At 54.5% G+C, this 14,591-nt stretch carries 13 protein-coding genes; 1 reads left to right on the top strand and 12 read right to left on the bottom strand.

The annotated features are described in order from the left end of the window. Nucleotides 1-42: 42 nt before the first annotated feature. The 9 genes from tolR to mngA all read right to left on the bottom strand — a co-directional run bounded on the left by tolR (nucleotide 43) and on the right by mngA (nucleotide 10,180). Nucleotides 43-471 carry a colicin uptake protein TolR gene (gene tolR / locus H7R58_RS07165; protein ID WP_064548352.1) on the bottom strand — a complete coding sequence of 143 codons (429 nt, stop codon included), beginning with the start codon at nucleotides 469-471 and terminating at the stop codon, nucleotides 43-45. 3 nt (nucleotides 472-474) lie between these two features. Then, on the bottom strand, nucleotides 475-1,176 hold the full coding sequence (tolQ, locus tag H7R58_RS07160; protein WP_074398837.1) for a Tol-Pal system protein TolQ: 702 nt from the start codon (nucleotides 1,174-1,176) through the stop codon (nucleotides 475-477). Next, on the bottom strand, nucleotides 1,173-1,577 hold the full coding sequence (gene ybgC / locus H7R58_RS07155; RefSeq protein WP_035892730.1) for a tol-pal system-associated acyl-CoA thioesterase: 405 nt from the start codon (nucleotides 1,575-1,577) through the stop codon (nucleotides 1,173-1,175). Before ybgC ends, tolQ begins: the two co-directional genes overlap by 4 nt. A gap of 145 nt (nucleotides 1,578-1,722) precedes the next feature. Then, entirely contained in the window at nucleotides 1,723-2,019 is a 297-nt protein-coding gene (gene ybgE, locus H7R58_RS07150) for a cyd operon protein YbgE (protein ID WP_106924636.1), read from the bottom strand. Next, nucleotides 2,019-2,132: a cytochrome bd-I oxidase subunit CydX gene (gene cydX, locus H7R58_RS07145; RefSeq protein ID WP_006177208.1), complete on the bottom strand. Its 114-nt coding sequence runs from the start codon at nucleotides 2,130-2,132 to the stop codon at nucleotides 2,019-2,021. The genes ybgE and cydX overlap by 1 nt, the downstream gene beginning before the upstream one ends. Before the next feature lie 14 nt (nucleotides 2,133-2,146). After that, entirely contained in the window at nucleotides 2,147-3,286 is a 1,140-nt protein-coding gene (gene cydB / locus H7R58_RS07140) for a cytochrome d ubiquinol oxidase subunit II (RefSeq protein WP_106924637.1), read from the bottom strand. Nucleotides 3,287-3,301: 15 nt separating this feature from the next. Continuing rightward, a complete protein-coding gene (gene cydA / locus H7R58_RS07135; RefSeq protein ID WP_106924638.1) occupies nucleotides 3,302-4,870 on the bottom strand; it encodes a cytochrome ubiquinol oxidase subunit I in 1,569 nt (522 codons plus the stop codon). Nucleotides 4,871-5,605: 735 nt separating this feature from the next. Next, nucleotides 5,606-8,239, bottom strand: a complete 2,634-nt coding sequence (mngB, locus tag H7R58_RS07130; RefSeq protein ID WP_182929272.1) for a mannosylglycerate hydrolase — start codon at nucleotides 8,237-8,239, stop codon at nucleotides 5,606-5,608. 24 nt (nucleotides 8,240-8,263) lie between these two features. After that, complete coding sequence (gene mngA / locus H7R58_RS07125) at nucleotides 8,264-10,180, bottom strand: PTS 2-O-a-mannosyl-D-glycerate transporter subunit IIABC (RefSeq protein ID WP_182929273.1); 1,917 nt, start codon at nucleotides 10,178-10,180, stop codon at nucleotides 8,264-8,266. Nucleotides 10,181-10,363: 183 nt separating this feature from the next. Here mngA and H7R58_RS07120 point away from each other — a divergent pair, with 183 nt between their 5' ends. Further along, a complete protein-coding gene (locus H7R58_RS07120) occupies nucleotides 10,364-11,080 on the top strand; it encodes a GntR family transcriptional regulator (protein ID WP_182929274.1) in 717 nt (238 codons plus the stop codon). Between the two features lie 98 nt (nucleotides 11,081-11,178). On the opposite strand, the gene sucD is transcribed toward H7R58_RS07120, so the two are convergent. The 3 genes from sucD to odhB all read right to left on the bottom strand — a co-directional run bounded on the left by sucD (nucleotide 11,179) and on the right by odhB (nucleotide 14,581). Continuing rightward, nucleotides 11,179-12,048, bottom strand: a complete 870-nt coding sequence (gene sucD / locus H7R58_RS07115) for a succinate--CoA ligase subunit alpha (RefSeq protein WP_006809578.1) — start codon at nucleotides 12,046-12,048, stop codon at nucleotides 11,179-11,181. After that, nucleotides 12,048-13,214 (bottom strand): ADP-forming succinate--CoA ligase subunit beta, encoded by a 1,167-nt coding sequence (sucC, locus tag H7R58_RS07110; protein ID WP_003022927.1) that lies wholly within the window; start codon nucleotides 13,212-13,214, stop codon nucleotides 12,048-12,050. Before sucC ends, sucD begins: the two co-directional genes overlap by 1 nt. 146 nt (nucleotides 13,215-13,360) lie before the next feature. Further along, nucleotides 13,361-14,581 (bottom strand): 2-oxoglutarate dehydrogenase complex dihydrolipoyllysine-residue succinyltransferase, encoded by a 1,221-nt coding sequence (gene odhB / locus H7R58_RS07105; protein WP_106924642.1) that lies wholly within the window; start codon nucleotides 14,579-14,581, stop codon nucleotides 13,361-13,363. Between the last annotated feature and the right edge of the window lie 10 nt (nucleotides 14,582-14,591).

The following is a 14,591-nucleotide window of genomic DNA, read 5'->3' as shown; positions in this document are numbered from 1 at the left end:
GCAGGCCGTTCCCGGCCTGCGGCAAATACGGTATGTCGGCGGTTAAATTGGCTGGGTCATCAACCCGACCGATTTCACCCCGGCGCTGTGTAACAGGTTAAGCGCTTTAATTATTTCATCGTAAGGCACGTCTTTCGCGCCCCCAATTAAGAAGACCGTCTTCGGATTCGCCTGCAAACGGCGCTGCGCTTCTGCGACCACCTGTTCAGGCGGCAGCTGCGGCATCTTTTCCGGGCCAACGTTCACGCTGTATTGCCCCACGCCGGACACTTCAACAATGACCGGGGGTTCATCATTACTGCTGACAGCCTGTGATTCGGTGGCATCAGGAAGATCCACTTCCACGCTCTGCGTAATGATCGGCGCTGTCGCCATAAAGATCAGCAGCAGCACCAACAACACATCCAGCAGCGGAACGATGTTAATTTCGGACTTCAGTTCGCGACGTCCGCGTCCACGTGCTCTGGCCATGGCTTACCCCTTGTTGCTCTCGCTGGCGGTGCTGGCGGTAAAAGCCTGACGGTGCAGAATCGCGGTGAACTCTTCCATAAAGTTGTCGTAGTTCAGCTCCAGTTTATTCACACGCTGGTTCAGACGGTTATACGCCATAACCGCAGGGATCGCGGCGAACAGACCGATAGCGGTAGCGATCAGCGCTTCGGCGATCCCCGGCGCAACCATCTGCAGCGTAGCCTGTTTTACCGCGCCCAGCGCGATAAAGGCGTGCATGATCCCCCATACGGTACCGAACAGACCGATATACGGACTGATGGACCCCACGGTACCCAGGAACGGAATGTGCGTTTCCAGCGTTTCCAGCTCGCGGTTCATCGAAATACGCATCGCACGCGATGCCCCTTCCACGATGGCTTCCGGCGCATGGCTGTTGGCACGATGCAGACGCGCAAACTCTTTAAAGCCGCTGTAGAAGATCTGTTCCGATCCCGCGAGGTTTTCACGACGCCCCTGGCTCTCCTGATACAGACGAGACAGTTCGATGCCGGACCAGAATTTATCTTCAAACGCTTCGGCCTCACGGCTTGCCGCGTTAAGGATGCGCGTTCTCTGGATGATGATGGCCCAGGAGGCGATTGAAAAACCAATCAAAATCAACATGATAAGTTTAACCAGAAGGCTAGCCTTCAGGAACAAATCAAGGATGTTCATGTCAGTCACTGCTTAAACTCCGCGACAATAGACTTGGGAAGCGCACGAGGCTTCATGATGAGTGGATCAACACAGACAATCAGGACTTCTGCTTCGTTCAGAACCTTATTCTCAGCGTTGACTATTCGCTGCGTGAACACCATTGAGGTACCGCGCATTGATGTAATTTCTGTCTGGACTTCGAGCATATCGTCGAGTCGGGCAGCCGCAAAATACTCCAGCGTCATTTTACGCACGACAAAGGCCACGCGCTCAGCCAACAGTACCTGCTGGCTGAAGTGATGGTGACGCAGCATCTCTGTGCGCGCTCTTTCATAGAAAGCGACATAGCTGGCGTGATAAACCACACCACCGGCATCGGTATCTTCATAGTAGACACGAACCGGCCATCGAAACAGCGTTGTATTCACTTTACGTCCCAGTAATGCAAAAAAATTTTGGGTTTTTGAACTTCGCTACTATACGCGCGGGAATGATGCTTTGGAATGGGGGGAAGTAAACGGAGAGTAAATTTTTATGGGCTTAAGCAAGCCCATCGTTTTCAGATGAAAATTTTCAGCGGGAAAAGAAGAAAATCAGCCCGGCAAACAGCACCAGTTCGGCGATAAGCGGACAAAAAATCCCCTGCCAGTGAATCGACCGCAGGCGGAAGCCCACGCCGTGAATCACGCCCGCGCACACCGACCACATCAGCAGAAAACCGTGCCAGATTTCCAGTTCGCTGGTCTTCGCCGCAAAGCGCGACGGGTCCCAGAAGATGCAGCCTGCCAGCAGCAGGGCCATCACAAGGGAAAGCGCCCGCAGGGGGCGCTTGTCCATTATCGCATACAACATTGCGATAACATTTTTCATCAGTGTTTTTCTTCACCCGCTTTGGACGCTTCAACGTGCTCAAGCGCCAGCGCGGTGATCACGCCGAATGCACAGGCAAGAAGCGTTCCCAAAATCCATGCGAAATACCACATATTCAGCTCCTTACTTAGTACAGAGAGTGGGTGTTACGTTCGATGTCTTCTTTGGTGATGCGACCGAACATTTTCCAGTAACACCAGGTGGTGTAGGCCAGAATAATCGGTACGAAGACAATCGCGACATAGGTCATCAGGTTCAGCGTCAGCTGGCTGGACGTTGCATCCCACATGGTCAGGCTCGCATTCATCATCGTGCTGGACGGCATAATGAACGGGAACATGGCGATACCAGCGGTCAGAATGATGCAGGCCAGCGTCAGTGAGGAGAACAGGAACGCCCACGCGCCTTTATCCGCTTTCGTGCACAGGATAGTCAGCAGCGGCAGCACCACGCCCAGAGCAGGAATCGCCCACAGCGCCGGCATGTTGTTGAAGTTCACCATCCACGCACCGGCTTCACGCGCCACTTCTTTGGTCAGCGGGTTGGACGGACCGGTGTGATCCAGAACGGATTTCACCACGTAGCCGTCGATACCGTAGTAGACCCAAACGCCTGCCAGTGCGAAGCAAACCAGCGTAACCAGCGCAGCCACCATCGAAACGGAGCGCGTGCGCAGATGCAGCTCGCCCACGGTACGCATCTGCAGGTAGGTCGCCCCTTGGGTCAGGATCATCGCCACGCTCACCACGCCCGCCAGCAGGCCAAACGGATTCAGCAGCTGGAAGAAATTGCCGGTGTAGTAAAGACGCAGGTACTCATCAATATGGAACGGGACGCCCTGCAGCAGGTTACCAAACGCCACGCCGATCACCAGCGGCGGCACAAAGCTGCCCACGAAGATACCCCAGTCCCACATGTTACGCCAGCGGCTATCTTCAATCTTCGAACGGTAGTCGAAACCCACCGGGCGGAAGAACAATGATGCCAGAACCAGAATCATCGCCACGTAGAAGCCAGAGAAGGCTGCCGCGTAGACCATCGGCCAGGCAGCAAACAGCGCGCCGCCGGCGGTGATGAGCCATACCTGGTTACCGTCCCAGTGCGGGGCGATGGCGTTAATCATAATTCGACGCTCGGTGTCATTGCGACCGAGGAAGCGGGTGAGCATGCCCACCCCCATGTCGAAGCCGTCGGCGACCGCAAAACCGATCAGCAGAATGCCGATCAGCAGCCACCAGATAAAACGCAATACTTCATAATCGATCATTTGACGACTCCTGTCTTAGCGTGCCGGCTGAATAGTCGCGGAGGACTGTTCAAAGTGATAGCGACCGGTTTTCAGGCTGCTTGGTCCTTTGCGGGCAAATTTGAACATCAGGAACAGTTCAGCCACCAGGAACAGCGTGTACAGACCGCAGATCAGCACCATGGAGAAGATCAGGTCACCCGCCGTCAGCGACGAGTTGGCGACCGCCGTTGGCAGCACCTCACCGATAGCCCACGGTTGGCGGCCATACTCAGCGACAAACCAGCCCGCCTCAACGGCAATCCACGGCAGCGGCAGGCCATAGAACGCAGCGCGCAGCAGCCATTTTTTCTCACCGATACGGTTACGAATAACAGTCCAGAAGGAGGCGCCAATAATCAGCAGCATCAGCACACCGCACGCCACCATGATACGGAAGGCGAAGTACAGCGGCGCAACGCGCGGAATAGAGTCTTTGGTCGCTTTCTGGATCTGCTCTTCAGTCGCATCAGCCACGTTCGGCGTATAGCGTTTCAGCAGCAGGCCATAGCCCAGATCTTTCTTCACGTCATTGAACTGCGCACGTACCGCCGGATCGGTCGCGCCCGCGCGCAGCTGCTCCAGCAGAGAGTAGGCTTTCATACCGTTACGGATACGCTCTTCGTGCTGCACCATCAGATCTTTCAGGCCCGTCACCTGTTTATCAACGGAACGGGTGGCGATGATGCCCAGCGCGTAAGGAATTTGAATCGAGAAGCGGTTTTCCTGCGCATCCTGATCCGGAATACCAAACAGAGTAAAGGCGGCCGGCGCCGGCTGCGTTTCCCATTCGGCCTCAATAGCGGCCAGTTTGGTTTTCTGCACGTCACCCATTTCGTAACCGGATTCATCGCCCAGTACGATAACGGAAAGAATTGCCGCCATACCGAAGCTAGCGGCAATCGCAAAGGAGCGCTTGGCAAACGCGAAGTCGCGACCTTTGAGCATATACCAGGAGCTGATGGCCAGAATGAACATCGCGCCGGTCACGTAGCCGGAAGCGACGGTGTGAACGAATTTCACCTGCGCAACCGGGTTCAGGACCAGCTCAGAGAAGCTGACCATTTCCATACGCATGGTTTCAAAGTTGAAATCGGAAGCAATCGGGTTCTGCATCCAACCGTTCGCTACCAGAATCCACAGCGCGGAGAGGTTGGAGCCAAGCGCCACCAGCCAGGTGACCGCCATATGCTGGACTTTACCCAGACGATCCCAACCGAAGAAGAACAGACCTACAAAGGTAGATTCGAGGAAGAAGGCCATCAGACCCTCGATGGCCAGCGGCGCACCGAAGATATCGCCCACGTAGTGGGAGTAGTAGGACCAGTTAGTCCCGAACTGGAACTCCATGGTCAGACCGGTAGCCACACCCAGCGCAAAGTTGATACCAAACAACTTGCCCCAGAACTTGGTCATATCTTTATAAATCTGTTTGCCGGAAAGGACGTAGACCGTTTCCATGATTGCCAGCAGGAACGCCATACCCAGCGTCAGCGGAACAAACAGGAAGTGGTACATCGCGGTCAAGGCAAACTGTAAGCGCGACAGTTCGACTATATCTAACATCATGACTCCTTGCTCATCGCATGAAGACTCCGAGATTGAACCCGTTACCCGGGATTCAAACACATGCCCCAATACAAATTTATTTGTCCCCTTCCCTACAGCAGCCCCTTGTCGTCAACAGGAAACAGCAATAAGTGAAAGTTACAAACCTGTTAATAAAAAACTCAATTGATCCCTAAAATATATTACGCTGTAAAACCCTTACAATAAACAGGTTTTTATTGGAGAAGTTTTACGTTTTTCGACGGTGATCAATTTATAGCGAATCACACTGTTTTAGGCCAATTTGATCCACGACAATTTATCCGTTTTGACACCTTATATCCAGTGATTACATATTGATTTAAATCAACTTCACGCAATATTGTTAATTATGTTTTTAATTGAACGTCATGATGAATATAATGTTAATGATGTGTTTTTATTCTGGCATTGATGGTTATCAAATGAAGTGAGATTGAATGGTGTGGTAATTAAATTTAACGAGGCATGCTGGGAACAGGCCAATAATGCCCGTATAGATTAAAGTAGACCTTCCGTCATTTTTTTCCAATGCTGACATCTGTCTGAATGATAATTAACAAGTTTTTAACCAAATAAATTATTAATGCAACATTCATCCCTTCTGAACGGATGCCAGCCGGGTATAAACGTCTGAGCCCTTACTCATCAATCGAACAAAAAACAGGCAAGCGGGCAACGCCAGCAGGCTCGCTGACGTTACCCTCCACACCATCAGCCAGGCTTAACGCTAAAAGTACGCGACTGACATGGATGGAAGATGCCGGCGATGACCTTTGTGGCATCCGGATCCGGGTACGGGATTTCATCCATTCCCGTTTCCCGGCACGCCGCCACACCTTGGCTGAATGACACAGCGGCCTCACTACACTGGCTGTCGGACGGATTGAACAAACGTAAAATAATCTCATCGCGATCCTCGGCCTTTTTTAGCGCACTGAGCTGGCAGCCTACCGGCGACATGCTGAGCAGACTGTAGCTTTCGGGCACAATCGCCCCGCTTTTATTCAGCTTCATCGCATCCCACGGAATTTTGTTATAGCACTGAATGGGGGTCAGCCAGGATCTTGCCTGCTGAGCCAGGCCGATATTCAGCGGCGTCCCGCTATAGCTGAACAGGCTAAACCGCCCATGAAGCGGGCCACGCATCTGCGAATCAGGCACCGGCAGTTTAATTCCCGAGGGACGACCAGGGCGTAGAAGCAGATCTTCTTTACCCAATACCCCTACGCCACGAAGCAGCGTCAGGGCGAAGGTTTTTTTCTCCTCGCCGAGTACTTCAAACTCGCGTAGCCCCTCGCTAAAAACGGCTAGCCCGTTACGCCCTTCCTGAAGAGCGGCATAGTTGAGTAAATTCCATACCGGGATCGGCGCTTCCTTCCACCCCTCTTCTTGCCAGTAAGCCATTGCCTCATCGCGAACCGGGCGCATTATTGAGCCAAACTGCGTATCGGCCAGCACTTCCCGCGTGTGAAAAGGCGTCGGAATCAGCACCCGAACGCGGTGATCGTCAGCCTGATTATCCAGCCTGACCTCCACGTCAATACGCCGACTATTGTGGCTGAGGGTCACCTCCACTTCGATGCCAAGCTCACCGTTACGCTGGCGCGCCGCACGCGCGTTAAGATTTGCTGGCACCGCCATCTGATAACGAATAATCACCCGACTTTGCCAGGCATCGTGGATGACCTCGTAGTCAAAAGGCGTTTGCACGCTCGTCAGCACCCACTCCTCTCGCGGAGGCGAATAGTCATATTCATCACCATCGTCACCGCCGTCTTCGATTTCCAGCACCCGGTCATAAACGATTCCGCTGTCTTTATCATGCAGTCGTAGCGTTCCGTCGCTATTCATCTCAATTTGCCAGAAGGCGTTTTCGAGCAGCGATGTCGCCGCTGGTGAAGGCTTCACCAGGTTTCCCGCGACGTGCGGCTCAACGTACAGCGTGCGGTAGCCCATCGACGGCAGGATTTGGTGAAGCTGAATATCAAACTCCATAAAGGGCTCGTAATTCCCGTAGTGCACAATTTGCCGGTCAATAAGCCCGGGATCGATCTCCCTCGCCTGGCGAATAAAATAGGGAATGTCATGACCTTTGCCGTCAACCAGGCGGAACTGGCTGGCCCGCAGGCGAATCGTGGTGTTGATCGTCTCTTCGCGCGGCCACGGCATCAGGTTAAACATCACCAGTTTATCTTCTGCGCTGTGCGCCATGTTGTCGGCAATCTTGCGCATATAAAAACGAATCAGGTTATCCGCCATGTCTTCGGCCAGTACAAAACGCGAGACAATCTCCTGATGGACTTTGTCGCTACAGCAGCAGCCAATGCTGTCATGAGCGTGGTTTTTTAAAATTTCTTTCCACATTTTCTCGAGCAGGCCATGGTGATATTCAAAGCCCAGGCTCCAGGCCAGCGTGGCTAGCGGTTCCAGAATATTGACGATTTTATTCTCAATGCGCGCATGGGCGATTTTGATATCCATACGCGTAGAGCCAATAGTCCGGTGAACGCGCATGTATTTGCCGTCGATAAACTCGCCCTGTAGGGTCGCCAACACGTCGCGGTGCGCTTCAATGCGCTCAAAGACATCTTCAAAACGGCTCATGACAAACTGCCGCTGCGGATAAATATCGCGCAGCTTCTCCATCACGGCGAAGATATTTTGTTGCAGTGGCATCTGGTCGTGGCCGTTGGGCAGCAGGATCTCTTGGGTGACCGAGGCTTTTTCCAGCACATCAAAGTAACCATCAAGCCGTTTACGCAGCCCGGCTTCGTCCTCCGGTAAGTACTTACCAATCGCGTAGCCCAACGGCAGCACCTGGGTGACCACTTCACTTCCGTCCCGGCTTTGCCATAAAAACTCCGTTTTATCGGTGCCATGGCGCTCAGAGCAGCCGCGCCAGAAGAGCGCGCGGGTCAGACCAAAGCCGTTATAAATATGCGGTAGCTGCCCGGACATACCGAACGAATCCGGAAGGTAGCCAATCTTCATCGGTTCGCCAAACGCCATACAGTCACGAATGCCGTACATCAGATTACGCACGATAGATTCACCAGAGACAAGGGTGGTGTCGGTTTGCGTATACCAGGGTCCAATGATCAATTTACCGGCCTGTACCAGCGATTTCACGCGTTCGCGATTTTCCGGCTTCACGGCGAAGTAGTCTTCAAGTATGGCCGTTTGCCCGTCCAGCACGTAGTACTTGTAATCAGCGTCCTGTTCAAGGCGGGAGAGGATCTCTTCCATATTGTTGATGAGTAAAATACGTGACTCTTCGGTAGTGAAATACCATTCACGGTCCCAGTGCATATGTGGCGTAATGTGAACGCGAGATACTGCTTTCATCTTCGTTTCCTGTTAAGTAAGTGCTTACGGCATCACGCTATCGGTGGTGTATTTTCCCTGCTTTACCGCCTGACGACGCCAGAGCAACAGCACCATGGTCGAGATAAACGTCCCAACCAGCGCGGCGCCAAACCAGCCCGCCGCCGCAGTAAAAGCGCCGATTCCGGCATGCTGAAGTAAAAAGAGAGAGAAAATCCCTGCGCCCGGCGTGGAAAGACCGATCCCCATCGCGCCGACAATCGCGCCGGTCGCCATCGACCCCAGGACAAAAGAACCAATCACGCGTAGCGGATCTTCAATAGCCATCGGAATCGCCCCTTCGGTAATTCCGGCCAGACCGAGCAGCCAGGTCGATTTACCGGTTTCGATCTCAAACTGTTTAAACAGATGCGGTGCCAGCAGGGTGGACGCCGTCACGGTGAAGGCAGAAACCATTTTGACTGAAGCAAAAATGGCGTACGGGCCATATACGCCGTTGGCCATAGCCCCCAGGCAGAAGGCATAAGCTGCTTTGTTTACCGGACCACCGAGATCGAACGAGCACATAAAACCGAGGATCATGCCCAGCAGCAGAGCATTGGCACCGGATAACCCGTTCAGCCACGCGGTGAGCGAATTGTTAATCCATGCCACGGGTTCACCAATCACGAACAGCATCAGGCTGCCCGCCGCCAGCGTGCCGATAACCGGATAAAGGTAGAACGTCAGAAAACCGTTAAAACGCGCGCTCAGCCGGATATGGTTTTTGACCCAGCGCATCAGGTAACCCGCGATCAGCCCCCCGGCGACGGCGCCCAGAAAACCGGCGCCAATCATATTGGCCGCCAGCCCGGCGGCAAAGCCGGGTGCCAGCGCCGGTTTATCGGCCAACGAGTAAGCCGTATAGGCAGCCAGCACGGGCACCATCAGCGTTCCCAACATGCCACCACCCAGCTTGCGGTACATCCACAGCCAGGAGTTCTCCAAATCAAAAAGGTGCTGCAGGCCAAAAATCTGCGCCAGCAGTACCGCCACCGCCAGCACGGTCCCACCGGCGACAATCAGCGGAACAGCAAATGAAATGCCGCTCAGCAATGCCTGTTTAAGCTCGGTTTTCACACTTTTTTTCTGCTCCAACTGCGGCTGGGCGTGCCTCTCCCCTTTCAGGGGCTCCAGCGCCAACGCGCGTTCAATCAGCGCCTCGGCGTGGCGCAGCGGTTCCGCAACCGGAACGGAAAGAGACGGCAGACCGCGAAAGCGCTCGCTCTCCTTAATGGCCACTTCTGCCGCGAAAATACAGGCCCGGGCATCGTTGAGCTGTTGCGCGGTGAGGCGGCCTTCAATACCGTTGGCTCCCTGCTTTTCCACCACCACATTGACGCCCATGCGCCGCCCGGCTTTCTCCAGATACTCTGCCGCCATATAGGTGTGCGCAATGCCCGCCGGGCAAGCGGTCACGCAGACGATGGTGGGCGCCTCGGCGTCCAGTTCAATCGCCGCCTTCTCTGGCTGAGCCGCCAGCGCTGCCAGCAACGCTTCGGCGCTGTCGGCAGCCATCACGCGGCGCCGCACGTCGTCATCGGCGAGCCGGGTGGTGAGTTCCGTCAGGATCTGAATATGGGTGGATCCCGCTTGCGCTGGCGGGATGGCCAGCAGAAAAATCAGCTCGACCGGTTCAGGGCCATCTACCCCATCCCATGCTAGCGGTTTGCTCAGCGTGGCGACCGCAAATGCCGCCTCTTTTACCGCCGCCGTTTTGCCGTGCGGCACCGCCAGACCTTCGCCAAGTGCCGTTGGCCCCTGCGATTCCCGGTGAAAAACTTCCGCCAGATAGGCATCGATATCGGTAATGTTGCCCAGTTCAGCCAGCCGCTGTGCCAGCTGGCGAATCGCGTCATCGCGATCGGTAAAACATGCCTGTAAACAGACAGCACGAGGGTGAGACAGGGTCGTCAGGTTCATGATGATCCTCAGAGGATTGTCGTTATGTTGTGCGGCGATTGTGGCAGACAAAATAATACATTTAAGTGATCAATTTCACTAATAGCCAATAATTTGTATTTAATTTGTATTGTTTACTATTATTGAGATGTCGGCATAATCAGCTAAAAAGGTCTTAACCAATTCATACAAAAGCGAAAAGCGATGAGTAAAAAACCGATGTATCGCCAGATTGCCGACGCACTGCGGGGGCAAATTACGCGCGGTGAGCTAAAACCGGGCGACGCGTTGCCAACCGAATCAGCGTTACAGGCAGCTTTTCAGGTCAGCCGTGTGACCGTCAGACAGGCGCTCAAGCTGCTTACCGAGCAGGAAATTATTGAAAGCATTCAGGGAAGCGGCTCCTATGTGAAAGAAGAGCGCGTCAACTACGATATCTACCAGCTCACCAGCTTTTACGAGAAGCTCGCCGACCGACACGTCGAAACCCACAGCGAAGTGAAAGTGTTTGAAGTCATCGCGGCCGGTGAAGCATTGGCCGAGCAGCTGCAGCTGGCCGCCGACGATAAGGTCTGGCACGTTAAGCGCGTGCGGTTTATCAAGCAAAAGGCGGTCACCCTTGAAGAAACGTGGATGCCACTCGCCCTTTTCCCCGACCTGACCTGGGAAGTGATGGAGAATTCTAAATATCACTTTATTGAAGCGATCAAAAAAATGGTTATCGATCGTAGCGAACAGGAACTTATCCCAGTGATCCCCAACGAAGAAACGGTGGCTATTCTGGGAATTATGCCGGGCAAACCGGTGCTGGAAAAAGTATCGCGCGGCTTTTTGCAGGATGGGCGAATCTTTGAATATAGCCGCAATACCTTTAAGAGCGACGACTATAAATTTACGCTGGTCGCCAGACGGCGCCATTAAAAAAGGCCGCCCAGGGGCGGCCAACCATGTCGAAACCAGACATATAAGGCTCCCTACTTCCTGTATGCGTCAGGAATTCGCGTAGGGAGCAGAGAGGATTACTTGATAATTGATTTCAGCGCTTCGCCGATATCGGCCAGGCTACGAACGGTTTTCACACCCGCGGCTTCCAGCGCAGCGAATTTCTCGTCTGCCGTACCTTTACCGCCTGCGATGATGGCGCCAGCGTGGCCCATACGCTTGCCTTTCGGCGCGGTGACGCCCGCGATGTAACCGACAACCGGCTTGGTCACGTGATCTTTAATGTACGCAGCGGCTTCTTCTTCTGCGCTACCGCCGATCTCACCGATCATAACGATCGCTTCAGTCTGCGGATCTTCCTGGAACAGTTTCAGGATATCGATAAAGTTAGAACCCGGGATCGGGTCACCACCGATGCCCACACAGGTGGACTGGCCGAAACCGTAGTCGGTGGTCTGCTTAACCGCTTCATAAGTCAGCGTACCGGAACGGGAAACGATGCCCACTTTACCCGGCTTGTGAATGTGGCCCGGCATGATACCGATTTTACATTCGCCCGGGGTGATAACGCCTGGGCAGTTCGGGCCAATCATACGCACGCCCGCTTCATCCAGCTTCACCTTCACGGTCAGCATATCCAGCGTAGGGATGCCTTCGGTGATGGTGATGATCAGTTTGATGCCTGCATCGATCGCTTCCAGAATGGAGTCTTTGCAGAACGGTGCCGGAACGTAGATAACGGTAGCGGTCGCGCCCGTCGCTTCTACCGCTTCACGCACGGTGTTGAACACCGGCAGGCCCAGGTGCGTGGTGCCGCCTTTGCCTGGCGTTACGCCGCCAACCATCTGCGTACCGTAAGCAATCGCCTGTTCGGAGTGGAAAGTCCCCTGGCTACCGGTAAAGCCCTGACAGATAACCTTGGTATCTTTATTAATTAAAACTGACATTATTTCCCCTCCACTGCGGCAACAACCTGCTGAGCTGCATCCGTCAGACTTTTCGCTGCAATAATATTCAGGCCGCTATCAGCCAGTTTTTTCGCGCCGAGTTCGGCGTTGTTGCCTTCCAGACGGACGACAACCGGGACGTTAACGCCCACTTCAGCTACCGCGCCGATGATACCGTCAGCGATCAGGTCGCAACGTACGATACCGCCGAAGATGTTAACCAGAACGGCTTTAACATTGTCATCAGAGAGGATGATTTTGAACGCTTCGGTCACGCGCTCTTTGGTTGCGCCGCCGCCAACGTCGAGGAAGTTAGCCGGTTCGCCGCCGTGCAGCTTAACGATGTCCATGGTGCCCATTGCCAGGCCCGCACCGTTAACCATGCAACCGATGTTGCCGTCCAGCGCAACGTAGTTCAGTTCCCACTGTGCAGCCTGCGCTTCACGCGGATCTTCCTGCGACTGATCGCGCATTTCACGCAGATCGGCCTGGCGGAACAGCGCGTTGCCGTCAGCGCCCAGCTTGCCGTCGAGGCAGATCAGGTCACCCTGTTTGGTGACAACCAGCGGGTTGATTTCGATCAGCGCCAGGTCGCGCTCCAGGAAAATGGTCGCCAGACCCATGAAGATCTTGGTGAACTGCTGAACCTGTTTACCTTCCAGACCCAGTTTGAACGCCAGTTCGCGACCCTGGTAAGGCATCGGGCCAGCCAGCGGATCGAGCGCCACTTTGTGGATCAGGTGCGGGGTTTCTTCCGCCACTTTTTCGATTTCCACGCCGCCTTCGGTAGAGGCCATAAAGACCACGCGACGGGAGCTACGATCGACGACCGCGCCCAGGTACAGCTCTTTACCGATGTCGGTAGCCGCTTCAACCAGGATCTGGTTAACCGGCTGGCCGTGTGCGTCCGTCTGGTAAGTCACCAGACGTTTGCCCAGCCAATGTTCAGCGAAAGCGCGGATGTCTTCTTTCGAGTTAACAACCTTCACACCGCCCGCTTTACCGCGGCCACCAGCGTGAACCTGACATTTCACTACCCACGGGCCAGCGCCGATTTTTGAAGCGGCTTCTTCTGCTTCGCGCGGAGTAGTACAGGCATAACCCACCGGAGCCGGTAAGCCATAGCGGGCAAAGAGTTGTTTTGCCTGATATTCATGTAAGTTCATGTGTTCTATCCATCCTTCAGGTAATCATTATCTTAAACCTGTAGGCCTGATAAGACGCGCGAGCGTCGCCATCAGGCATCGCATCAACGCCGGATGGCGGCGTAAACGCCTTATCCGGCCTACAGGGCAGGTGGTACTCTTATTGGCTACACGTCCAGCAGCAGACGGGTTGGATCTTCCAGCAACTCTTTAATGGCGACCAGGAAGCCCACAGACTCGCGCCCATCGATCAGACGGTGGTCATAGGACAGTGCCAGGTACATCATCGGCAGAATTTCCACTTTGCCATCCACCGCCATCGGGCGGTCTTTAATGGCATGCATACCCAGAATCGCGCTCTGAGGCGGGTTGATGATCGGGGTAGACATCAGGGAGCCGAATACGCCGCCGTTGGTAATAGTGAAGTTACCGCCGGTCAGATCTTCTACGGTCAGCTTGCCGTCACGGCCTTTAACCGCCAGCTCTTTGATGTTCTTTTCAATGTCAGCCATACCCAGTGCATCAACATCACGCAGGACCGGTGTCACCAGGCCGCGCGGCGTAGAAACCGCCATGCTCACATCGAAGTAGTTGTGATAAACCACGTCATCGCCGTCGATGGACGCGTTCACTTCCGGATAGCGTTTCAGCGCTTCCACTACGGCCTTCACGTAGAAGGACATAAAGCCCAGACGGATACCGTGACGTTTTTCAAACGCGTCACCGTACTGCTTACGCAGGTCCATGATTGGCTTCATGTTCACTTCGTTGAAGGTCGTCAGCATCGCGGTAGAGTTTTTCGCTTCCAGCAGACGCTCGGCCACGCGTTTACGCAGACGGGTCATCGGTACGCGTTTCTCAGAGCGACCAGCCAGCGGCGCAACCGGAGCGGCAGCAGCCGGTGCCGGCGCAGCAGCGGCTTTCGCCGGTGCTTTTGCCAGGTGCTTCTCGATGTCTTCACGAGTCAGACGGCCGCCGACGCCGGTGCCTTTAATGGCGCTGGCTTCGAGGTTGTGCTCAGCCAGCAGGCGACGGATCGCCGGGCTGAGCGCTTCGTTGTTCTGCTCTTCCAGAGAAGCCTGCTGGCGCTGAGCCGGCGTTGACTCTTTGCTGTCAGCTTTGGCGCTGGTTTCTTTACCCGCGCTGTTGCCTTCACGCAGGCGGCCCAGGATCTGACGGGAAGTGACGGTGGTACCTTCATCTTCCAGAACGGCATCAAGGATGCCATCTGCCGACGCCGGTACTTCCAGTACCACTTTGTCAGTTTCGATTTCTACCAGCACTTCATCACGCACAACCACATCGCCCGGTTTTTTATGCCAGGTGGCGACGGTGGCATCCGCTACGGATTCAGGCAGGTCGGGAACCAGAATATCTACGCTACTCATTATGTATCCT

The sequence above is a fragment of the Klebsiella sp. WP4-W18-ESBL-05 genome, from assembly GCF_014169075.1.
Lineage (GTDB): Bacteria > Pseudomonadota > Gammaproteobacteria > Enterobacterales > Enterobacteriaceae > Kluyvera > Kluyvera ascorbata_B.
This window is presented reverse-complemented; position numbering and strand designations above follow the sequence as displayed.